General features: G+C 70.4%; 23 protein-coding genes and 1 pseudogene. 10 read left to right on the top strand and 14 right to left on the bottom strand.

Annotated features, from left to right (window positions below; genetic code table 11):
- Positions 1–4: 4 nt before the first annotated feature.
- Complete coding sequence (locus AC069R_RS27935) at positions 5–364, bottom strand: NADH-quinone oxidoreductase subunit A (RefSeq protein WP_030494815.1); 360 nt, start codon at positions 362–364, stop codon at positions 5–7.
- Positions 365–1,068: 704 nt separating this feature from the next.
- Here AC069R_RS27935 and AC069R_RS27930 point away from each other — a divergent pair.
- A complete protein-coding gene (locus tag AC069R_RS27930; protein WP_478769553.1) occupies positions 1,069–1,899 on the top strand; it encodes a C40 family peptidase in 831 nt (276 codons plus the stop codon).
- Positions 1,900–2,051: 152 nt separating this feature from the next.
- Entirely contained in the window at positions 2,052–2,675 is a 624-nt protein-coding gene (gene def / locus AC069R_RS27925; protein WP_478769552.1) for a peptide deformylase, read from the top strand.
- Here def and AC069R_RS27920 read toward each other — a convergent pair whose 3' ends face one another.
- A complete protein-coding gene (locus AC069R_RS27920) occupies positions 2,676–3,959 on the bottom strand; it encodes a geranylgeranyl reductase family protein (RefSeq protein WP_478769551.1) in 1,284 nt (427 codons plus the stop codon). It lies immediately after the preceding gene.
- A 97-nt stretch (positions 3,960–4,056) separates the two neighbouring features.
- On the opposite strand from AC069R_RS27920, the gene AC069R_RS27915 reads away from it, so the two are divergent.
- The gene (locus AC069R_RS27915) at positions 4,057–4,587 is read left to right on the top strand and encodes a GNAT family N-acetyltransferase (protein ID WP_478769550.1); all 531 of its coding nucleotides are present in this window, start codon (positions 4,057–4,059) and stop codon (positions 4,585–4,587) included.
- Between the two features lie 109 nt (positions 4,588–4,696).
- The gene (locus AC069R_RS27910) at positions 4,697–5,005 is read left to right on the top strand and encodes a PASTA domain-containing protein (protein WP_478769549.1); all 309 of its coding nucleotides are present in this window, start codon (positions 4,697–4,699) and stop codon (positions 5,003–5,005) included.
- 15 nt (positions 5,006–5,020) lie between these two features.
- Here the strand turns inward: AC069R_RS27910 and AC069R_RS27905 are convergent, their stop codons facing one another.
- The 5 genes from AC069R_RS27905 to AC069R_RS27885 all read right to left on the bottom strand — a co-directional run bounded on the left by AC069R_RS27905 (position 5,021) and on the right by AC069R_RS27885 (position 9,398).
- On the bottom strand, positions 5,021–5,713 hold the full coding sequence (locus tag AC069R_RS27905; protein ID WP_478769548.1) for a demethylmenaquinone methyltransferase: 693 nt from the start codon (positions 5,711–5,713) through the stop codon (positions 5,021–5,023).
- Positions 5,714–5,911: 198 nt separating this feature from the next.
- Complete coding sequence (locus tag AC069R_RS27900) at positions 5,912–6,514, bottom strand: hypothetical protein (protein ID WP_478769547.1); 603 nt, start codon at positions 6,512–6,514, stop codon at positions 5,912–5,914.
- A 7-nt stretch (positions 6,515–6,521) separates the two neighbouring features.
- On the bottom strand, positions 6,522–7,721 hold the full coding sequence (gene mqnC, locus AC069R_RS27895; RefSeq protein ID WP_397984604.1) for a cyclic dehypoxanthinyl futalosine synthase: 1,200 nt from the start codon (positions 7,719–7,721) through the stop codon (positions 6,522–6,524).
- 42 nt (positions 7,722–7,763) lie between these two features.
- Positions 7,764–8,483: a prepilin peptidase gene (locus AC069R_RS27890; protein ID WP_478769546.1), complete on the bottom strand. Its 720-nt coding sequence runs from the start codon at positions 8,481–8,483 to the stop codon at positions 7,764–7,766.
- A gap of 66 nt (positions 8,484–8,549) precedes the next feature.
- Positions 8,550–9,398, bottom strand: coding sequence for a menaquinone biosynthetic enzyme MqnA/MqnD family protein (locus tag AC069R_RS27885; protein ID WP_478769545.1), 849 nt, complete (start codon positions 9,396–9,398; stop codon positions 8,550–8,552).
- A gap of 288 nt (positions 9,399–9,686) precedes the next feature.
- Here AC069R_RS27885 and AC069R_RS27880 point away from each other — a divergent pair, with 288 nt between their 5' ends.
- From AC069R_RS27880 to AC069R_RS27870, 3 genes are all read left to right on the top strand, one after another.
- Complete coding sequence (locus tag AC069R_RS27880) at positions 9,687–9,890, top strand: cold-shock protein (protein WP_004984723.1); 204 nt, start codon at positions 9,687–9,689, stop codon at positions 9,888–9,890.
- A 181-nt stretch (positions 9,891–10,071) separates the two neighbouring features.
- On the top strand, positions 10,072–10,752 hold the full coding sequence (locus tag AC069R_RS27875; protein ID WP_478769544.1) for a class I SAM-dependent DNA methyltransferase: 681 nt from the start codon (positions 10,072–10,074) through the stop codon (positions 10,750–10,752).
- 172 nt (positions 10,753–10,924) lie between these two features.
- Complete coding sequence (locus tag AC069R_RS27870; RefSeq protein ID WP_478769543.1) at positions 10,925–11,110, top strand: hypothetical protein; 186 nt, start codon at positions 10,925–10,927, stop codon at positions 11,108–11,110.
- Positions 11,111–11,341: 231 nt separating this feature from the next.
- Here AC069R_RS27870 and AC069R_RS27865 read toward each other — a convergent pair whose 3' ends face one another.
- The 6 genes from AC069R_RS27865 to AC069R_RS27840 all read right to left on the bottom strand — a co-directional run bounded on the left by AC069R_RS27865 (position 11,342) and on the right by AC069R_RS27840 (position 17,759).
- Positions 11,342–14,362 (bottom strand): AfsR/SARP family transcriptional regulator, encoded by a 3,021-nt coding sequence (locus AC069R_RS27865; RefSeq protein WP_478769542.1) that lies wholly within the window; start codon positions 14,360–14,362, stop codon positions 11,342–11,344.
- A 171-nt stretch (positions 14,363–14,533) separates the two neighbouring features.
- A complete protein-coding gene (locus tag AC069R_RS27860; RefSeq protein ID WP_478769541.1) occupies positions 14,534–15,328 on the bottom strand; it encodes an AfsR/SARP family transcriptional regulator in 795 nt (264 codons plus the stop codon).
- Between the two features lie 115 nt (positions 15,329–15,443).
- Entirely contained in the window at positions 15,444–16,247 is an 804-nt protein-coding gene (locus tag AC069R_RS27855) for an ATP-grasp domain-containing protein (RefSeq protein WP_478769540.1), read from the bottom strand.
- 152 nt (positions 16,248–16,399) lie between these two features.
- The gene (locus AC069R_RS27850) at positions 16,400–16,651 is read right to left on the bottom strand and encodes a DUF397 domain-containing protein (protein ID WP_478769539.1); all 252 of its coding nucleotides are present in this window, start codon (positions 16,649–16,651) and stop codon (positions 16,400–16,402) included.
- A 2-nt stretch (positions 16,652–16,653) separates the two neighbouring features.
- Complete coding sequence (locus tag AC069R_RS27845; RefSeq protein ID WP_478769538.1) at positions 16,654–16,899, bottom strand: DUF397 domain-containing protein; 246 nt, start codon at positions 16,897–16,899, stop codon at positions 16,654–16,656.
- Positions 16,896–17,759: a helix-turn-helix domain-containing protein gene (locus AC069R_RS27840; protein ID WP_478769537.1), complete on the bottom strand. Its 864-nt coding sequence runs from the start codon at positions 17,757–17,759 to the stop codon at positions 16,896–16,898. The genes AC069R_RS27845 and AC069R_RS27840 overlap by 4 nt, the downstream gene beginning before the upstream one ends.
- Positions 17,760–17,867: 108 nt before the next feature.
- Between AC069R_RS27840 and AC069R_RS27835 the strand changes: the two genes are divergently transcribed.
- Entirely contained in the window at positions 17,868–18,302 is a 435-nt protein-coding gene (locus AC069R_RS27835; RefSeq protein ID WP_478769536.1) for an ATP-binding protein, read from the top strand.
- 169 nt (positions 18,303–18,471) lie between these two features.
- Here the strand turns inward: AC069R_RS27835 and AC069R_RS27830 are convergent.
- Positions 18,472–19,107 (bottom strand): annotated as a pseudogene (locus AC069R_RS27830) (class I SAM-dependent methyltransferase); the annotation flags it as partial.
- Positions 19,108–19,264: 157 nt separating this feature from the next.
- Between AC069R_RS27830 and AC069R_RS27825 the strand changes: the two are divergent.
- Complete coding sequence (locus tag AC069R_RS27825) at positions 19,265–20,761, top strand: hypothetical protein (RefSeq protein ID WP_478769535.1); 1,497 nt, start codon at positions 19,265–19,267, stop codon at positions 20,759–20,761.
- A 388-nt stretch (positions 20,762–21,149) separates the two neighbouring features.
- Positions 21,150–21,509 (top strand): hypothetical protein, encoded by a 360-nt coding sequence (locus tag AC069R_RS27820; RefSeq protein WP_478769534.1) that lies wholly within the window; start codon positions 21,150–21,152, stop codon positions 21,507–21,509.
- Positions 21,510–21,644 lie beyond the last annotated feature (135 nt).

Genomic DNA, 21,644 nt, shown 5'->3' with positions numbered 1-21,644 from the left:
CCCCTCAGTCCCATTCCAGGCCGCCGCGCCGCCATACGTACGCGTACGCGACGAAGACGGTGAGCACGAAGAGGAGCATCTCCACGAGCCCGAAAAGCCCCAGGGCGTCGAAGGTGACGGCCCAGGGGTAGAGGAAGACGATCTCGATGTCGAAGACGATGAACAACATCGCCGTCAGGTAGTACTTGATGGGGAAGCGCCCGCCGCCGGCCGGCGTGGGGGTCGGCTCGATGCCGCACTCGTAGGCTTCGAGTTTGGCGCGGTTGTACCGCTTCGGACCGATCAGCGTGGCCATGACCACGGAGAAGATCGCAAAGCCTGCCCCGAGGGCTCCCAGTACGAGGATGGGCGCATACGCGTTCACCGCTCCTCGCTCCTCTCAGTCGGCACTGACTGCTGGCGGTTCGCTGGGCCGATGAAGATCGAGAACATGTGAAGCAGGTCACAAGCCCAACTGCTCCGCATCTTATGCCCGCCGATCTGTGATCTGCGACACGGGGTATTCCACAAGCTTTGTGATCTCCACCACCTGACGAAGGATCATGAAGTCGGATGATGGCTGATCTTCATACATGAAGCGTTCAGTTGATCACTAGAAGTGACAATTTCGCCCGTCATCGCAGGCCAAGAGGGGCGTCTCAATATCAAGAGAGTTCGCCTGCATGCAAATTGGCGCTAGGCGCCCGATCTTGATAGAGGACCGCGTTCACACCTCGGAGGGAGACGGGGGGCGCGGTGTGGACGGGAGTGGATGCGCGTGCACGCGTTCACGAGCTCCGCCCGCGCGGGACGCCGGTCTCCCGGCGACCGTTCCGTGACCTCCGTCACAGCCACAGGCGCCTCTCAGGAACCGGGCTTGGCCATCCACATCAACCGGTGGTAAGCGCGGGGCAATTCGGACGTAATGATCAAAGACCGTGATCAAGCCCTTGATCACGGGCGTCCGCAATGTCCGTTACGGCGTCAATAAAGGGCGACACGCCCGGCGTTTGAGGTCTCGATTGAGCAACTGTGGCGCAGCACACGTTTCTTGAAGATACGGAGGAGCCCCTGATACCGGTTGTTCCCATGTCCCACACCGCTCACATACGCAGCCACCGGAAGCCCCGCCGCAGCGCGTCGTCCCTCGCGATGCGGACCGGAGTTGCCGGTGGCGTCCTCAGCACCCTGGCCGTCGCCGGGGCCGCCGGTTCGGCCAGCGCCGCCGAGCCGGTGACGCAGACTCTCGAACTGCCCACCCTGACGGCCGACCTGGCCACCCAGGCCGCCCAGTCCGCGGACGCCACCCAGCAGGCCGCGGCCAATTACCAGCTCCAGGCCGAGCGTGACGCGGCCGCCGCGAAGGCCGCGAAGCAGGCCAAGGCGGACCTCGCCGAGGCCAAGCAGAAGGCGGCCGAGGCCAAGAAGAAGGCCGAGGAGACCGCCCGCAAGGAGGCCGCCGCCCGCGCCTCGCGCGGCACCACCCGGATCGCCCTCACCGCCGACGACACCTCCGGTTCCACCTCCGCGAGCACCGGCACCAGCACTGGCTCCTCCACGGCCACCGGCTCCGCCGCCGCCGTCGTCAGCTTCGTCAAGTCGCAGCTGGGCAAGGCGTACGTCTCCGGCGCCACCGGCCCCTCCGCGTACGACTGCTCGGGCCTGGTGCAGACCGCCTTCAAGCAGGTCGGCGTGAGCCTGCCGCGCGTCTCCCAGGACCAGTCGACCGCCGGCACCCAGGTCTCGCTGAGCGACCTCCAGCCGGGCGACATCCTGTACTGGGGCAGCGCGGGCAGCGCGTACCACGTCGCGGTGTACGTGGGCGACGGCATGTTCGTCGGCGCGCAGAACCCGTCCTCCGGCGTCTCGGAGCACCCGCTGTCGTACGACGAACCGACGGGCGCCGTGCGCGTACTCTGAGGCATCCCGTACCGTTTCGCATACTTGGGGCGCGTTCCGCGCCTCACGCAGGGCCGCAGCCGCTCGGGGGCAGCGGCCCTGCGGCGTCTCCTGGCATGCTCGGGGCGGACCGCCGGACGGCGGTTTCGTCCACGAGTGAAGGAGAAGACGCGATGCCACGCGTGTTCGTACAGGGCGCCCCTGTCGCCGAGTTCCCCCGATACGCCCCCGAGGCCGGGCGCGGCGCGGTGCGCCGGGTGACCGAGGTCGGCGAGGCGGTGCTGCACAAGCCGTGCCGGGATGTCACGGAGTTCGGGCCCGACCTCGCCGCGCTCATCGACGACATGTTCCGCACGATGTACGTCGCCGAGGGTGCCGGGCTCGCGGCGAACCAGGTCGGGGTCGATCTGCGCCTTTTCGTGTACGACTGCCCCGACGACGACGGAAACCGGCATGTCGGACACATCGTCAACCCGGTGCTGGACACGCCCTCCAAGGGGCGGCGGCTGCTGGACGAGGGCGAGGGCTGCCTGTCGGTGCCGGGCGCGGTGATGGCGCTGCCGCGGCCCGACCGGGCGGTCGTACGCGGCCGGGACCGGGACGGGCACCCGCTCACGGTGGAGGGCACGGGCTACTTCGCGCGCTGCCTCGCACACGAGACGGATCACACCAACGGGTACATCTATCTCGACCGCTTGACCAAGCGGGAGAAAAAGGACGCCCTGCGGCAGATGGCGGACCGCCGCGACGAGGTGTACGCCCGCCGGTCCGCCAAAGAGGCCGCGTTCAGCGCCTGATCACGCCTTCGGGGTCACCTTCGTCAGGCCGTTGATGATGCGGTCCATCGCGTCGCCGCCGGTCGGGTCGGTCAGGTTGGCCAGGAGTTTGAGGGTGAACTTCATCAGGACCGGGTGGGTCAGGCCGCGCTGGGCGGCGATCTGCATGACCTTGGGGTTGCCGATGAGCTTCACGAAGGCGCGGCCGAGGGTGTAGTAGCCGCCGTAGGTGTCCTTGAGGACGCGCGGGTAGCGCTGGAGGGCGGTCTCCCGCTGCGCCGGCGTCGCCCGCGCGTGCGCCTGGACGATGACGTCGGCGGCGATCTGGCCGGACTCCATGGCGTAGGCGATGCCCTCGCCGTTGAAGGGGTTCACCAGGCCGCCGGCGTCGCCGACCAGCAGCAGGCCCTTGGTGTAGTGCGGCTGGCGGTTGAAGGCCATCGGCAGCGCGGCGCCGCGGATCGGCCCGGTCATGTTCTCGGGGGTGTAGCCCCAGTCCTTTGGCATGGACGCGCACCAGGCCTTGAGGATCTCCCGCCAGTCCAGCTCCTTGAAGGCGGCGGAGGTGTTGAGGACACCGAGACCGACGTTGGACGTGCCGTCGCCCATGCCGAAGATCCAGCCGTAGCCGGGCAGCAGCCGCTCCTGCGCGCCGCGCCGGTCCCACAACTCCAGCCAGGACTCCAGGTAGTCGTCGTCATGGCGCGGCGAGGTGAAGTACGTGCGCACCGCGACGCCCATCGGACGGTCCTCGCGACGGTGCAGGCCCATCGCCAGGGACAGCCGCGTGGAGTTGCCGTCGGCCGCGACGACGAGCGGCGCGTGATAGCCGACCTCGCGCTTCTCCTCGCCGACCTTGGCCGTCACGCCGGTGATGCGGCCGGTGCGCTCGTCCACGATCGGCCCGGAGACGTTGCAGCGTTCGTACAGCCGCGCACCGGCCTTCTGCGCGTTGCGGGCCAGGATCTCGTCGAAGTCGTCGCGTTTGCGCACGAGTCCGTAGTTCGGGTAGGCCGCGAGGTCCGGCCAGTCGAGCTGGAGCCGGGAGCCACCGCCGATGATCCGCAGGCCCTTGTTGCGCAGCCAGCCGGCCTCCTCGGAGATGTCGATGCCCATCGCGACGAGCTGCTTGACCGCGCGGGGGGTGAGGCCGTCGCCGCACACCTTCTCGCGCGGGAACTCCGTCTTCTCCAGGAGCAGTACGTCGAGACCGGCCTTGGCCAGGTGGTACGCGGTCGCGGAGCCGGCTGGGCCCGCGCCCACGACGATCACATCGGCGGAGTGGTCGGAGAGGGGCTCGGTCACGGCGGGATCTCCCCAAGTTCGAAATCTGCGTGCCGACCGGCACTGGACATGGGCAGTCTATTCAGCGGAATAGATCACCCGGCTGAAGGGCTGTCCTGTGAACCGACCTCTGCCCGCGATCCGGCTGCGCGTCCCCACCCACGAGGACGCGGTCGGCTGGCACCGCCTCTTCGCCGATCCCGAGGTGATGGAGTTCTTCCCCGGCGGGCCCGCCGCGCTGTCGGTGTACGAGGAACTCACCGCGCGCCAGCGGCGGCACGACGCGGAACTCGGCTTCTGCCTGTGGACCGTCCTGGACGAGTCCGGCGAGGTCCTCGGGTTCACCGGCGCCCAGCCCTGGCCGCGCGACTGGGGCCCGGTGGGCGAGGTGGAGATCGGCTGGCGGCTCGGCCGGGCGCACTGGGGCAAGGGGTACGTCCTCGCCGCCGCGCGCGAGGCCCTGCGGCGGGTGCGGGCGGCGGGGGTGCCGGAGGTGGTGGCGATCGTACGGCCGGGCAACGAGCGTTCCGTCTCGGTGGCCCGGCGGCTCGGCATGCGGTCCGCGGAGACCTACCGGCGCCCGCACCTGGACGAGGAGTCGCTCTGCTTCCGCCTGGAGCTCGACTCCCGCCTTGGTGACGCAGCGTAGCCATCTGTCACAGTACGACACCGAATCCTTCCGGCCGGAGGGCGCCGGGGTTACCCTTCCAGTACCGCTGGGGGTGACATCTGTGCACACAACACCCAAAACACCCGATGTGCGTGTGCCGCGGCTGGTCGGTCTGATGGCCGTGGACGCGCGCGAGACCGCACGGATCCGGGGGCTGTTCCTGACCGCGCCGGACCGCCCGGACTTCCACCGGGCGGTCGTGGACTACGTCGTACGCCAGTACCCACCGCCCGGAGCGGAGGTGCCGGCGGACTCGGTGGTCTACGTGTGGTTCGACTTCGCGGACGGCGAGGGCGGCGGAGGCGTGCGCGAACCACGCGCCCCGCGGCCACCGGCGGGCGGGCTCCGGCGGGAACTGCGGGAGGCGGGGGACGCGTTCGAGATGATCGGCCGGTGAGTCCCCCGCCGGGGCTCAGTCCTTGAAGCCGCGGTGCAGGGCGACGACACCGCCGGTGAGGTTGCGCCAGGCGACCCTGGACCAGCCGGCCTCGCGGAGGCGTCCGGCGAGACCGGGCTGGTTCGGCCAGGCGCGGATGGACTCGGCGAGGTAGACGTACGCGTCCGGGTTCGAGGAGACCGCGCGGGCGACCGGGGGCAGGGCGCGCATCAGGTACTCGGTGTAGACGGTCCGGAAGGGCGCCCAGGTCGGGTGCGAGAACTCGCAGATGACGACGCGGCCGCCGGGCTTGGTGACGCGGTGCATCTCGCGCAGCGCGGCGTCGAAGTCCTGCACGTTGCGCAGGCCGAAGGAGATGGTCACGGCGTCGAAGGTGTCGCCCTTGAACGGCAGCTTCGTCGCGTCGCCCGCGGTGAACGGCAGCCAGGTGTGGCGCTTCTTGCCGACCTGGAGCATGCCGAGCGAGAAGTCGCAGGGCACGACGTAGGCGCCGGTGCGGGCGAAGGGGAGGGAGGAGGTGGCGGTGCCGGCGGCGAGGTCCAGGACCTTCTGCGCGGGGCGGGCGTCGACGGCCTGCGCGACTTCCTTGCGCCAGCGGCGGTCCTGCCCCAGGGACAGCACGTCGTTGGTCAGGTCGTACCGTTCCGCCACGTTGTCGAACATCGAGGCGACTTCGTGCGGCTGCTTGTCCAGGGATGCGCGGGTCACGTCATCATTGTCGCAGCAAGGTCCCGGCGGACGGCTCCGGGTGGGGCGTGCGGTGCCCCGCAAGGGGCGCGGGGAACTGCGCGACCGGCCACGACTGCCCGCAGCTACGACGGCGCTGTTGCGCCCCGTGAGGGGCGCGGGGAACTGCGCGACCGGCCACGGCGGACCCGCAGATGTACGACGGCCCAAGCTGCGCAGCTACCGGCGGCGATACAGCAGCCGGCCCCGAATCACCGTCGCCACGCACGTCGACGCCCCCCGCTCCATCAACTCCCCCTCGTCCGCGACATCGAACACCGCGAAAGACGCCACGGAACCCCGCTCCCGACGCGGCCGGACCTCCGGAGGAACCCCGCACGCCGGCGGGTCCAGGGACGGCACCCCTCCGACGGCCCCGGACCGGGGCAGCACGTCGAGCCCGGTGCGCCGTACCGCGTCCACCGCCGCCGGCCGCCGCAGCGTGCCCGCCACCGCCACCGTCCCGTGCGCCAGCATCCGCTGCACCCCCCGCCGCGCGCTCCCGCCCCACCGGACGTCGTCCAGCGCGAGACGGGCGAGCGCGTCGCCGGTCAGCGGCTCGGTGCCCAGCTCCCCGGCCTCCCGCGGGTCCGGGTGGTACGCCTCCTCCAGCAGCTCGGGGCCGTGGAGGTTGACGAATCCGGGCGTGAGGATGCCGGGCCACCGCCGCACCCGCGCCCGCGGATAGTCGTCGGCCAGCGGCCCCAACTCCCCGATGCCCACGACCCGTTCGCCCTCGACGGCGAGCGCGTGCCCCCTGGAGTCGGCGTGGATCGTCAGCACGGCGCGCTCAGTTGGCGGAGAGCAGCTTCAGCTCGGGGTGCGCGGTGCCGCCCTCGATCGCCGTGGAGGAGATGTGCGAGACCACCCGGTCGTCCACGGGGTCGTTCGCCGGGTCCTCGTGCACGACCAGGTGCTCGTACGTCGTCGCGCGCTGCGCCGGCACCCGCCCCGCCTTGCGGATGAGGTCGATGATCTCGAGGCGGTTGGAGCGGTGCTTCGCCCCGGCCGAGGAGACGACGTTCTCCTCCAGCATGATCGAGCCGAGGTCGTCCGCGCCGTAGTGCAGGGACAGCTGGCCGACCTCCTTGCCCGTGGTGAGCCAGGAGCCCTGGATGTGCCGCACGTTGTCGAGGAACAGCCGGGCGATGGCGATCATCCGCAGGTATTCGAAGATCGTCGCCTGCGTACGGCCCTTGAGGTGGTTGTTCTCGGGCTGGTACGTGTACGGGATGAACGCGCGGAAGCCGCCCGTGCGGTCCTGTACGTCGCGGATCATCCGCAGGTGCTCGATGCGCTCGGCGTTGGTCTCGCCGGTGCCCATCAGCATGGTGGAGGTGGACTCCACGCCCAGGTTGTGCGCGGTCTCCATGATCTCCAGCCAGCGCTCGCCGCTCTCCTTGAGCGGGGCGATGGCCTTGCGCGGCCGCTCGGGCAGCAGCTCCGCGCCGGCGCCGGCGAAGGAGTCGAGACCGGCCGCGTGGATCCGGGTGATGGCCTCCTCGACCGACACCCCGCTGATCCGGGCCATGTGCTCGACCTCGGACGCGCCCAGCGAGTGGATCACGAGCTGCGGGAAGGCGTCCTTGATGGCCTTGAAGTGCTTCTCGTAGTACTCGACGCCGTAGTCCGGGTGGTGGCCGCCCTGGAACATGATCTGGGTGCCGCCCAGCTCGACGGTCTCCGCGCAGCGGCGCAGGATGTCGTCGAGGTCGCGGGTCCAGCCCTTGGCGGTGTCCTTGGGTGCCGCGTAGAAGGCGCAGAACTTGCAGGCCGTGACACACACGTTCGTGTAGTTGATGTTGCGCTCGATGATGTACGTCGCGATGTGCTCGATACCGGCGTACTTACGGCGGCGTACGGCGTCGGCGGCGGCGCCCAGGGCGTGCAGCGGGGCGTCGCGGTAGAGGGCGACGGCCTCTTCCGGGGTGATCCGCCCACCGGCGGCGGCACGGTCGAGGACGGACTGGAGGTCGGCCTTCTCGGTCACCGGGGCGTCCCTTTCATAAGGGGATGGACGGACTGGGCCAGCCTACGACAGCGCCGTATACGCGCCGATCAGCACCCCGGCGAGGGTTCCGGCCAGCAGGAAGGGACCGAACGCGACGCCCGTCTTCCGGGAGGCCCCGCGTACGGCGACGAGCGCGCCGCCGTACAGGGCGCCGGACAGGACCGCGGTGAAGGTGCCGAGCAGCACCGCGGGCCAGCCGTACCACCCGAGCGCGGCCCCCGCCGACAGGGCGAGCTTCGCGTCCCCGAAGCCCATTCCGGCCGGGTTGACCAGGTGCAGCACGGTGTACGCCGCCCCGAGGGCGAGCGCCCCGTACAGCGCGGTGGGCCAGTGCCCGGCGTGGCCGGGGAGGAGCGCGGCGATGCCCAGCAGCGCGAGGGCCGCGGCGGCGAGCGGCAGGGTGAGCACGTCGGGCAGCCGCCGCACCCGGAGGTCGATCACCCCCAGCAGCACGCCCACCGGGGCGAGCAGCGACCAGACCGCCAGCTCGGGCCGGGGGCCGGTCGCGGCGGCGAGGGCGGCGCAGACCAGGGCGGTGACGAAGGGAAGCCCCGGACCTGCTCCCCCGGCACACTGCCCGCACGGCGTCCGCCCCACCCACCCCCGCACCGCATGCCCGCCCTCGCACCGGACGCGCCGGGGTTCGCCGTCCGGTACGGCGAGACGGTGGGCGGCGCGGGGCAGCAGCGCGCCGCTGAGCGCGCCCCACAGCAGGGCGCCGAGCGCGAGCAGCGCGGTCACTCCTCGTCCCCCGCGAGCGGCTGCACGGTCCCACCTCTCCCCCGTAGACCACCGCAAGCGTAGTGATTACGGCTGGAGCAGTTCCACCTTCACGTCGGCCGGGAAGCCCGTCGTGGGGCCGATCCGGCGGGCGAACTCGGCGACGGCGTGCAGCTGCGGCTCGCCGAAGCTGAAGTCCAGGGTGGTGAAGTACTTGGCGAGGGTCTCCGCGTCGAACGCCTCCCAGTGGGCGGCCTGTTCGGCGACCTTGTCGACCTCCTCCAGGGAGATCTTCTTGGAGTCCAGGAACGCCTGGTGCACCTGGCGGGTGATGAGCGGCTCGCGCTCCAGGTAGTCCTTCCGGGCCGCCCACACCGCGAAGACGAACGGCAGACCCGTCCACTCCTTCCACAGCGTGCCCAGGTCGTGCACGTCGAGGCCGTAGCGCGGGCCGTCGTGCAGGTTGGCGCGCAGGGCCGCGTCCCCGATCAGTACGGCGGCGTCGGCCTCCCGCATCATCAGGCCGAGGTCGGGCGGGCAGGTGTAGTACTCCGGCTGGACCCCGAACCGCTCGGACAGCAGGAGCTGGGCGAGCCGGACGGAGGTGCGGGAGGTCGAGCCGAGGGCGACCTTCGCGCCGTCCAGCCGCTCCAGCGGGACCTGGGAGACGATCACGCAGGACATCACGGGGCCGTCGCAGCCCACGGCGATGTCCGGGAAGGCGACCAGGTCGTCCGAGTTCTTCAGGTACTCGACCAGGGTGACCGGGGCGACGTCGAGCTCCCCCTTGATCAGCCGCTCGCTGAGCTTCTCCGGCGTGTCCTTGGTCAGCTGGAAGTCGAGGAGGGTGCCGGTTCTCGCGAGCCCCCAGTAGAGGGGCAGGCAGTTCAGGAACTGGATGTGGCCGACGCGCGGCCGGGTGCGAGAAATGTCCACATCGCGGGACTCTAGCCCTCGGCTGGTACGGTGCTCGGACCGGCCCCACCGTCAAACGGGTTACCGGCTTTCAAACATCCGGGTGAAGTGATCTTGCCCTCTATTGCTTTCGGCTGCCTGCATGCTAGGCTCGCCGCAAGTTGCAGTTTGGTTTCCCTTGCAGTACAGAGCCTGCGGAGCATGTGACCGCGGGCTCTCGTCGTTTTCAGACGAATGCAGTGGTGCAGCACGTTTTCGCACTTGCAGGTTCTGGAGCAGGGCAAACCCTTTTGAGCCCAAGGAGGGCTTATGGCTACCGGAACCGTTAAGTGGTTCAACGCCGAAAAGGGCTTTGGCTTCATCGCCCAGGAGGGCGGCGGCCCCGACGTCTTCGTTCACTACTCCGCGATCAACGCCACCGGCTTCCGCTCCCTCGAGGAGAACCAGCAGGTGTCCTTCGACGTGACGCAGGGTCCGAAGGGCCCGCAGGCGGAGAACGTCACCCCCGTCTGATCACTGCCTGATCGCAGAACCTGAGAGCAGTACCCAAGGAGCCCCGCGCCGTCTTCGGCGACGGGGCTCCTGCCTTTCCCGAGGCCCCGCCGCGCCACCGTGCCGCGCCATGCCGGCCGCGCATACGGAACGAATTCCTCCGCTGTGCGCGATGCGTTCATGGCCCACTACGTTCCCCGTCATGACCGAAACCCAGGACCGCCCCCAGGACTCCCCGGACTTCCTCACCGCCACCCGCGCCTTCTACGACACCGTCGCCGAGGACTACGCCGCCCACTTCGCGGATCCCCTCGCCGACAAGCCGCTGGAGCGCGCCCTCCTCGCCGCCTTCGCGGAGCGGGTGGGGCCCGAAGCCGCCGTCGCGGACCTCGGCTGCGGTCCCGGCGCCGTCACCGGGCACCTCGCCGCCCTGGGCCTGGACGTCTTCGGACTGGACCTCTCCGCCGCCATGCTCGCCGTGGCCCGCCGCGACCATCCCGGTCTGCGCTTCGAGCAGGGCTCCATGCTGGACCTCCCGCTGCCCGACGGCGCCCTCGCCGGTGCCGTCTCCTGGTACTCCTCCATCCACACCCCCGACGAGCGGCTCCCGGACCTGTTCGCCGAGCTGTACCGCGTCCTGGCGCCCGGCGGGCGGCTGCTGCTGGCCTTCCAGACCGGCGAGGAGCCGCGCCGGCTGGAGAACCCCTGGGGCCACCCGGTCTCCCTGGACTTCCGGCGCCGGCGGCCCGAGGACATGATCCGGCTGCTCGCGGACGCGGGGTTCACGCTCGCTTTCCGGGCCGTCCGCGAGCCCGACGACACGCTGGGCGAGGGTGTCGCCCATGTCGCCCAGGCCTTCCTGGAAGTCGTCCGGCCCGGCTGACACCCGCCCGACACCCATCCTGAGCTGCGCGGCCGAGCGGTACTACCGACGGCCTCCCCGGACCGGGTACCAGGCGGGGACAGCTTGGGGACCGCTTGCCCCAAACATCGGTCGTGGCGTCGGGGAGAGCCCGGCGACCGGAACACGGTCCGTCTCTCACAAGGGGTTGCACATGCGTTCCATCGCACTGCGTACGAAGACGGTTCTGGCGGCGCTGGCCGGCGCGGGGGTCCTCGCTCTGGGTGCCGCCGCGGCGCTGCCCGCCACCGGGCTGCACCAGGCTGTCGTGCATGGCACCAGCAGCCACTCCGGCTCGATTCTGGCCGACGACCGCGGTCCGGGTCTCGTCCACTCCTGACCGTCCGGCCCGCCACCGCTTCCCTCACCGACGCGAGCATCCCCCCACGAACAACGACGGCACCGGCCGGGTACCACACCCACCGGTGCCGTCGCCGTGTACGCCAGTACGACGAGCCCACCGGCAGGTACGACGAGCACAGTGGCCGGTACGACGGACACACCGGCCGGTACGACGATCCCGTACGCCGGTACGACGAGCCCACCGGCCGGGCGGCGCCGGACGCCTGCCCTACAGCCGCCGCCCCGGCTCCGTGACCCCCATCGCGTCGTACAGCGCCCGCGCCTGGGCGTGGTGCCGCTCGGCCGTCTTCTCGTCGTCCAGGGCCCGCGCGGCCTGCGCCATCCCGTGCAGGGCGTGCGCGATCTCGATCCGGTAGCCGTGCCGGGAGGCCAGTTCATGGGCCTGGCCGTGCAGTTCCATGGCCCGCTCGGGGGCCCCGCTGCGCAGATGGACCAGGCCGACCACGTTGGACACCGTCGCCTGCCGCAGCGCCGTGCCCTCCGCGGAGACCAGGTCGAGCGCCCGCTCGGCGTGCTCCGCGGCCGAGCGCACATCGCCGAGCCGCTGGCAGACCCGCGCCCAGTGGGCGAGGACCACCGCGACATTGGCGGGCTGGCGGGACTCGTCGCACAGCTCCAGGGCCTGGGCGAGGCAGGCGCGGGCCCGTTCGTCCTCGCCGCTGCCGAGGTGGGCGAGGGCGAGGAAGGTCAGCGAGTGGATCTCGTTGCTGCGCTCGCCCAGGCGGCGGTTCAGCTCGGTGGCACGGGCCGCGTTGCGCGCGCCCTCGGCGTGGTGCCCGGTCCAGATCTGCACGGTGGCGAGGTTGACCAGCGCCTCCGCCTCCATCCGCGCCACCCCCAGTTTGCGGTGCAGCGCGATGCCCTCGTCCAGATAGGCGCGGGCCTCCTCGAAGTTGCCGAGGGAGCCGTGCAGCAGCCCGAGCACGTCCAGGCACATCGCCTCGGAGCGCGGATCGCTGCCGCGGGACAGCTCCAGGCCCTCCTGGGCGGTGGTGATGCCGTCCTGGAAGTCGCCGAGCCACCAGTGCGCCACGGCCAGGTTGCACAGGCTGATGCCGAGCAGTCCGGGGTCCTCCAGCTGGCGGCAGGCGGCCACCCCGATCCGGCCGACGACCCGGAACTCCTCGTACCGGCCCCGCAGGTCCAGGTAGAAGAGGAGGTTGCGGGCGAGCAGCGCGGCCGGGCGGTGCAGGCCCTGGGTGCCGGCCTGGGCGACCACCGCGAGCAGCGCCTCGTACTCCCGGTCGAACCAGCGCAGCGCCTGCTCGCCGTCGTCCAGCCGGGGCAGGGCCGGCTCGCCCGTGCCCGGCGCGTCGCTGTAGCGGTTGCGGCCGGGGAACAGGGTCTCGCAGGCCCGGTCGGTGCTCTGGATGTAGTACGCGACCAGGCGCTCGACGGCGGACTCCTCGTCGTCCTCCACCTCGCGCACGCTGAGCGCGTACGTGCGCACCAGGTCGTGGAAGCCGTACAGCCCCGCCTCGTGCTGCTCCAGCAGGTGCGCGTCGAGCAGGCACTCCAGCAGGTCCTCGGCGTCGTGGCCGTCGGTGCCGAGCAGGGCGGCGGCGGAGGGCACGTCGATGGCGCTGCCGGGGTGCAGCCCGAGCAGCCGGAAGGCGCCGCGCTGGTCCTCGTCCATCGCCTGGTACGACAGTCTGAGCGTGGCCTCCACGCTGCGTTCCCCGGCGCTCAGCTCGCGCAGCCGCCGGGTCTCGTCGGCGAGCCGGTCGACCAGGTACTGCACGGTCCAGCGGGGCCGGTTGCGCAGCCGGGCGGTGGTGATCCGCAGGGCGAGCGGCAGCCCCCCGCACAGCCGGGCCAGCCGGTCCACGGCCCGCGGCTCGGCGGCGGTGCGGTCGGCGCCCAGCATCCGGGTGAGCAGGGTGGCGCTGTCGCCGGCCGACAGCAGGCCCAGCGACAGCCACTCGGAGCCGTCGAGGTCGAGCATCCGCACCCGGCTGGTGACGATGGCCAGGCAGTCCTCGGAGGCCGGCAGCAGCGGCCGCACCTGTGCGGCGTCGGCGGCGTTGTCCAGCAGGAGAAGCAGCTTCCGCTGGGCGGAAACGGTTCGCCAGAAGGTGGTACGGCGCTCCAGATCGTCCGGTATCCGATCGTCCGGTATGCCCAGGGTGTGGAGTAAGGAGTGCAGGACCGCGCCCGGTTCCTGGGCCTTCTCGCCGGGGCTGAAGCCGCGCAGGTCCACGAAGAGCTGGCCGTCGGGATACTCGGGGGCCAGCAGGTGGGCGGCGTGCACGGCGAGCGCGGTCTTGCCGCTGCCGCCCATGCCGTCCACGCCGACGATCCGGGTGCCGCCGGTGGCCGGGGCGCAGCCCACGGTGACCAGCCGGGCCAGTTCCTCCTCCCGCCCGGTGAAGTCCGGCAGGTCGTAGGGCAGGGTGCAGGGCGCGGGCTCGGTGCCGGAGTTCTGGGTGGTGTAGGGCGCGGGGACCAGCAGGGCGGCGCGGTCGGACACCGACTGCGGTACGCGGGCGGCGACTTCGGGGCTGTCGCGCAGGATCGCCTCGTAGAGCCGGGTGAGTTCGGCGCCGGGATCGATGCCCAGCTCCTCCACCAGCAGGTCGCGCACCCGCCCGAACTCCTCCAGCGCCTCGGCCTGCCGTCCGGCCCGGTACAGGGCCAGCATCAGCCGCCCGCGCAGGGTCTCCCGCAGCGGGTGGGCGGTGACCAGCTCGCGCAGCGGGCCGATCAGTTCGCCGGACTGGCCCAGCTCAAGCTGGAGTTCGAAGTACTGCTCGGCGACCGCCATGTGGCGTTCTTCGAGCGCCGCGGAGGCCGCGCTGATCACGGAGCCGCCCGAGCCCGCCATCACCGGGCCCCGCCACAGCTCCAGGCAGGAGCGCAGATGCCCGACGGCGTCCTCGGGCCGGCCGGCCGCCACCGCCTGCCGGGCCTGTCGGGACCGCTCGGTGAACTCGTAGAGGTCGAGCTGGTTTTCATCGAGCATGGCGCGGTACCCGGCGCCATCGGTGACGATCAGGGCCGCGCCGTCCGGGATGTGGGTGCGCAGGGCGGCAACACACTTGCGGATCTGATGACTTGCCGTCTGCGGCGGCTCGTCGTCCCAGGCCGCGGCGATCAGCCGGGACATCGGCACCATGCGGCCGGGTTCGAGCAGCAGGGTGACCAGCACCCGTTCCTGGGTCGGACTGCCGAGCCTCAACCGGCGCTGCCCGCACCAGCCTTCGAGCGAGCCGAGGATGTTGAAGCGCACGACAGGACGACCGGATGCCGCCGATTCCACGAACCCGTCCCCTCCGCCCCGCCGCGCCGCCCGGCCCGAGTTGTTCGGGACCACCCTAGGTTGTACCCGAACGGGCAACACGGAGGAGGCGATTCCGGCTACCTGGGGTCTTTCTCGGCCCTGGCGAACAGGCTAACCACCTCAGGCGATCTGGAGGAGGGTCGAACGCGCATCCCTCATGAGGGCGGGGTCATGCCGCAAGATAGCGCTCTCAACGCGGCGCAGCGCGGGCGAGGGCTGGATGCCGAGTTCCTCGTCCAGCTGGTGGCGCATCCGGCGGAACACGTCGAGCGCGTCCGCCTGCCGGCCCGAGCAGTAGAGGGCGATCATCAGCTGCTCGCAGAACCGCTCGCGCAGCGGGTGGTGGGTGTGCGCCTCGGCCAGCTCCGCGAGGACCGCCGCATGCCCTCCGAGCCGCAGTTCCGCGTCGAAACGCAGCTCCATGGCCCGCATCCGGTACTCCTCGTACCGGGCCCCGGCGAGCTGGCACAGGGGTCCGCCGGGGAACCCGCCGAACACCGGACCCCGCCACAGCGCGAGCGCCCGGCCGAGCATCCTGGCGGTGCCCTCCGCGTCGTACGCGGACGCCGTTTCCGCCTCCCGTACGGTCCGTACGAACTCGGCGGCGTCCACCTCTCCCTCCTCCACGGTCAGCCGGTATCCGGAGGGATGAATCGTCACTCGGGATACCGGACGACCTGGTTCCAGGGCTTTCAGCTTGCGCCTGAGCCTGCTCACGTGCGCTTGGAGGGCGTTGGCCTGGTTGTCGGGTACGGCCTCGCCCCACATCTCTTCGACCAGGCTCTCCCCGGAGACCGGCTGCCCCTCGCTGACCAGCAGCGTCTGTACGAGGGTGCGCTGGAGGTCGCCGCTGATCTCCGCCGGGCCGGACACGGTACGGACCTGTAGTGCCCCGAGGATCGAGAACTTCAGCATCCTTTGCTCCGCCTCCTGTTGACGTCGCTGGCGTCGTCGTCCTTCTTCCGGCGACGTATCAACAGTGGGGCGCGCTTCTACCGGTTCGATACCGATCCGGTCCCCGCGGCTGGAATCAGCCCGCCCCGCCCGCGACCAGCTCGCCCAGCGAGGTCACCCGCTGGGCGGCGCGCGCCGGGGAGTCGGCCTGCACCACGAGGTATCCGGGCAGGCAGCCGCCGTGCACCGGCACGAACCGGACATCCGGCAGCGGCTGCCGTCCGCCGGGCGGGCGGCTGGATTCCGCCGCCGCGGCGAATCGTTCCGGCCGTACCGCCTCCACGAGCTTTCCGGCCAGTACCCGGACGGCTCCGGCGGCGAGGTCGAACCCCCCGGCGACCCTGAGGAGTTCGGGGATCGGATCGTCCCCGAGCCCCGCCCGGCAGCCGGTGATCACCGGCCCCTGCCGGGTCAGTGTGACCCCGGTGTGCGCGGGCCCGTACTGGTACCCGGTCAGGTCGAGCAGGGCGGTCACCACGGCCCGTACCTCCGCCGCGGTGTCCTCCGTGAGCGGCGCCGGGGAGAGCAGGCCGTACGGCATCCGGGCCGTGATTCCCACGGTCTGGTGCATGCCGTGCACGCTCAGCGTCTCCACGGTCAGCCGGGGCGCGCCGGAGAGCACGCCGGCGTCCGGCGACAGCCGGTTGTCCCGGACCAGCCGCTGTACGGCGTCCTGGTCCGCCAGCAGCCGCAGGGCGCGCGCGGGGTTGACGAACAGCCCGGCCGCCGCGGCCTCCTTCAGGAGGGGCCGCAGCGCGGACTCGTCGTGCGTGTCGGCCCAGGCCGACCGCACTTGAACACCGGCCCGCTGCGCCTCCCGCAGGAGACGCGCTTCCGGGTTCAGCAGGAAGATCCGGCTGACGTCGTTGTCTTCTTTCATACCTCTGCTCGGATGACGAAGTCGGCGAGGGTGGAACGGCAGGCTACGAGCGGGCGTTACCGATCCGGTCCCGGACGGTTCCCCGGCATTTGGTTGCGGGCACGACGCCCCGTACGCTACCGGTCCCCTCCCCTCGCCGACCCGTCATTGCCTCACCTCGCCGGTACGCGGGCAACTGTCAGGAAGGATGCCCAGGTTGCGGGGGTGACAGTGAGGTGAGCGGCGGGAGATTTGGAGTCGCGGATGTGGATGGCGGTGGGGTGTTCGGCGACCTCGACGCACTCGCCGCCCTCACCGCTGCTGTAGCTCGACTTGCGCCAGTTGTAGGCGAGTTCGACGCATTCGCCGCCCTCGCCGCCGCTGTAGCTCGACTTGAACCAGACAGGTCCGCCGGTGGTGCTCATGGCTACTCCGCTTTCTCCGCGCCCAGGAAGGCTGCCCAGGCGGAGGGGGTGACGGTGAGGTGGGGGGCGGTGGGGCGCTTGGAGTCCCGGACGTGGATGGCGGTGGGGTGCTCGGCGACCTCGACGCACTCGCCGCCCGCGCCACTGCTGTAGCTCGACTTGCGCCAGGCGTAGGAGAGTTCGACGCACTCGCCGCCCTCGGCGCCGCTGTAGCTGGACTTGAACCAGGCCAGGCTCTCGGTGCTCATAGCTTCTCCAGTTTCTCCGCGATCAGGGTGCGGGATTCCTTGGGAGTCAGTGCCATCGCGCGCATGATCCCATAGCGGTCGGCGATCTTCCGGACGTCGTCTCGGTGAATGATCAGTTGTGGGTGACCCTGCACTTCCAGGTACGCCACCTGCTCGTGCCCCTTCGGTACTAGAAGGTTGAACGCACCGTCTACGCCGGGGTGTTCCTCCATGCCGGTCGGCATCACCTGGATCTCGACGTTCTGCCTGTCGCCGATGATCAGGAGGCGCCGCAGTTGATCGGCGTGGACTCGTGGCCCGCCGATCGGACGGTCGAGGATCGCCTCTTCGAGGACGTAGCTGACCACGGGCGCGGGCCAGCGTTCGAAGACCTGCTGACGCGAGAGTCGGTCGGCCACCCGCTTCTCGATGGTTTCCTCGCTGAAGAACGGCCGTCGCTTGGCAAACAGGGCCCGCGCGTGAGCCTCGGTCTGCAAGAGACCTGGTACGGCGTGGGTGGCGTAGAAGTGCAGCTCCACCGCCTCCCTCTCCATCTCGGCCTGGCCTCGATACCAGTCCGGGTGCCGGGTCCGCGCCCTGCGCATGGCATCCTCCACGTCGGGGATGACCGTGGTCAGCATCCCGTGGGCGTTGAGGATGGCGTCGGCCTTGACCAGGAACTCCGGCCTGGGGGTGCGTACGCCCCGCTCCATGGCCGAGATGTGGTCGGGGCCGTAGCCGACCCGGTTCCCGAACTCCGTCTGACTGAGCCCTGCCCGCTCCCTCAGCAACTTCAGCTGCCTGCCCAGCGCGGTGAAGACACCGGCCGATCCGTTCTCCTGCGCAGGAGTGTCCGGCCGCCGCTCTTTTTCGTCTACCACTCCGTCCTCCGTTCATCCCGTACACGCGCCGACACGTGCCCGTACGACTACGCAGAGTCGCCGGGCCTCTCCTGGTCAGAGTAGGGAGAACCGGCCACGCTCGGTGATGTGAATCTGGAAATCTCCACCCCCCTGAAAGAGTTGATCCAGCGGCTGAGCGCCACCCCGCGCGGGGCGCGACTGGCCCGACGGCTCACCGGCACCGCGCTCGACAACTGGGGTTATCCCTACGACGGCGTGCTGAACACCACCGCGCAGCTCCTCGCCTCGGAGCTGGCGACCAACGCCGTCATCCACGGCCGGGTGCCCGGCCGGGACTTCGAACTGCGGCTGACGCTGCTGCCCAAGGAGGACACGCTGCGCATCGAGGTGAGCGATACGCGGGGCGACCGGCCGCTGCGCGTCCTGCGGGCCGCGCCGGGGGACGAGCACGGCCGGGGCCTGGTGGTCGTGGACGCGCTGGCCCGGACGTGGGGCGTGCGCGAACGCGTCGTGGGCAAGACGGTGTGGGCCGAGGTCCCGCTCGCCGGCCCGCCCCGCTGAGATGGGGCCGCCGCGGTTACCGGTCGCCGTTTTGGGGGCGGTGACCGCGGCGGTCCTCGGCGTCGTGGCCGTCGGCGCCGTTGCCGTCGGCGTCGTGGCCGTCGGCGTCGTGGCCCTCGGCGCCGTGGTCGTCGGCGTCGTGGCCGTCGGTGCCGGGCGGGGCGGCGGGGGGCTTGCGGGCCAGCAGGCAGGCGTGCGGCCTGTTCGCCCGCCCGCCGGGCTCCTGCTCCAGCCGCGCGGCGACGACGAGTCCGGCCTCCTCCAGCAGCCCGGCCACGCGGTCCAGGGGCAGGAGGTGGGACTCGTAGGAGACCGGGCGGCCGTAGCCCTGGGTCGGCCGCAGCCGCTCGTCGCCGACGTAATCTCCCCAGAGGAGGTGGCCGCCGGGGGCGAGCGCGCGGTGGAACTCGGCGAACAGCGCGGGCAGCCATTGCGGGGGCGTGTGGTGGGTGGCGTACCAGGTGAGGATGCCGCCCAGCTCGCCGTCCCCCGCCTCCAGCGCGGTCATCGAGCCGACGGTGAACCGCAGTTCCGGGTACGCCTGCCGGGCCGGCGCGATCATCTTGGGCGACAGATCGACGCCGAAGGCGGACACTCCGAGCCCGGCGAGGTACGCCGTCACGCGTCCGGGCCCGCACCCCAGATCCCCGACGGCCTTGTCCCCCCGCACCAACTCCGCGAAGACTCCCAGCATCGCGCGCGACAACGGGTCCAACTCGGCCGGGGACGGCACGCGTTCGGCGTACGCGTCGGCAACCGTGTCGTACGACTCCCGAACAGCACTCAGAAAACCGGGCTCACCCATGCGGGCGACCCTGGACGAGAGGGCCCGTGGCGGGGAGGTGCCGGACGCGGTGCCTCAACGGGTAGCTCGGGATGCACCGACACCTGCCTGTCCGACATCTCCTGCCCGGCGGCTCGAAGGAGAAAATCGACGCGCCGTTTACTGACGAGGGGATCACATGTCGCTGTCGAACGAGCAGAAGACCGCCTGCGTTTCTCATTGCTTCGGGCAGATCCAGGCGAACGCCGACCTGGCATCTCTGCAACAGTTCATATACGAGAATGCCACGGACCTCGACGAGAACGTGAAGTGGTGGTTCACCGCGTGCCTCCTCGAAACTCTGGAGCACGGGAAATCCCAGGTGTTCGACCAGCCCGAAACGCAGTTCCCGGACATCTGGGACAGGTCCCTGGTGCGGGCCCAGCAATCGGCCGAGTCGGTGGCCCAGCTCACGGCTCTCGCCGAGAACTTCCGCGTCCTGAAGATGTCACTCGACGACCTCACCCGCGAGAACAAGGGCATGCTCAAGGCCCTCTCCCCCGGTTACAGCCACCCCGTGGCCCTGGTGCACGTCGACGGGGACCGGGTGGTGATCGGCGGAAGCGTCGAGGAGGGCCAGAACCACTATCAGGCAGTGGAGACGGTCTTCCAGCATCTGCACGGGATAAGAGGAGAATTCGACCAGTGCCTCGGGCAGGTGGACGCCATACAGCTGGAGGCGCTGAACCAATTCGTCAGCGAGAACCTCACCTCGCAGGCGTGGTTCCAGGAGATGCGGAGCGGCCGGCTCCACGCGACCTTCGGTTACGTGACGATGGAGAAGAAGGGCGGCCGGGGCCTGACCACCGCACGGAATCCGGGCAAGGTCTCCGTGCACGGATTCGCGGGGGACGACAAGGGAATCGTCGAGCAGGAGTTCGCCAGGTTCACCAGGAAGGAGGTCGAGTTCTCCCCCGCCGACGTCGGGGAACAGCCCGGCTCCGGGCCCCGCGGGGGCGGTGAGGAAGCGGCGTTCGGATATGCGTGCCGCCTTGAGGTGACGGCGGGGCCGGGAGCTCCGCGCGGCAGGTATCTGGTACCGAGTATCAGCGAGGCGATCAGGATGCTCGCCCCCTTCACCGACATTCCCATCGCGGAGTTCTTCAGGGGGACCGAGCAGTTCGCGCAGTCCTCTGCCGTGGAGTTCGGCATGGCACGCCCGGTGAAGACGGCGGCGAACCACACCGTGCAGGCGAACGGCTACCAGTTCGATCTCCAGGCCGGCGGCGACACCGGGACGGGCTCGTCGAACGTCCACCTCATCATCGCGGTGGCCCCCACCGACAGCACCGACGTCACCACGGCGAACGCCACCGCGCTCACCGAGGCCGCGGACAAGCAGACCCTCCAGTTCTTCATGCTCGACAGCCACCTGAAGATCTTCCGTCCGGGTGAGGAGACGCAACTGCCCCACCTGCTCTACCGGATGACGGCCGCGGCGAAAAAGGGCACCCCGCTCGACACCCCCATGGGAACCATCAAGAAAACCTCCACTCTGACCAACCAGACCCACTTCGAGGTACGCCCCTACCTCCACGCCCGAAAGGCCCTCTTCGACCAGGAGATGCAGAAACTCAAGCAGCGACTGGGAAACTTCAGCTACAGCGCGAAGTCGGCAAAACCGAAGAAGAAGTGAGCGCACCGCCGCGCCCCTGGATCTCGAACCGCCGACCACCGGCGACGCCTCCCCGGCCGACTCGACGGTGAACACGCCCGGCAACCAGCACCACGCCGACGGCCGACTGAGCCTGCGCCGCCGCGAGTACGGTGACACCCCTCCATTTGACATGCCCTCGACCGTATGCCGATACTACGCTCCGGTGATCGAAAGCCGCGTCTATCTCTTCGAGATTGACCGCCATACGTCGCGGCCTGACCGGTCACCGAAGAACGGGGCGGGGGATGAGTCACACCTGGGCGTCTGACGGGCGGTACGGCGGGTTCACACCAGTCGTGTCCGTTTACGGATAGATCGCCTCATCGACGAGCCCCCAACCCCTCACGACTAACGCGGAGTCAGTCCCTTGCACGACTCCGCCCTAGTGGAGGGTTCGGTTTCTGAATTGAGAAAGACGCTTCGTACTGCGGCACTGGCGAGCGCCGCAGCGCTGATCGCAGTTGGTGCGACAGCGGTTCCGGCATCCGCCGCTGAAATGCAGCCCATGAGCAAGCACACGGGCTCGGCTGGTTGCGTCAACTGGTCCTGGGCCGACGGATGGACCACGACCACGGTCTACTTCCACAACACCTGCAGTGAAACCTGGTGGGTCAACGTCGAGTTCAACCACGACACGACGAAGTCCAGGTTGGTCGCTCCGGGCGGGAAGGACAGCGTCAAGGGAACCGGCAGTTTCAAGGACATGTATCTGTCGAAGCCGTATTAACCCGTCCACTGGACGTCGCCGCCGGGGGGGGGGGGGGGGGGGGGGGGGGGGGGGGGGGGGGGGGGGGGGGGGGGGGGGGGGGGGCGTTGGGTGGGGGGTGTTTTCTCTCTTCTGTATCATCCGTAAAGAGAGGAG

The sequence above is a fragment of the Streptomyces sp. NPDC043952 genome, assembly GCF_056435325.1.
The sequence above is the reverse complement of the archived record's forward strand: the minus strand, read 5'-3'. Positions and strand labels throughout refer to the sequence as shown.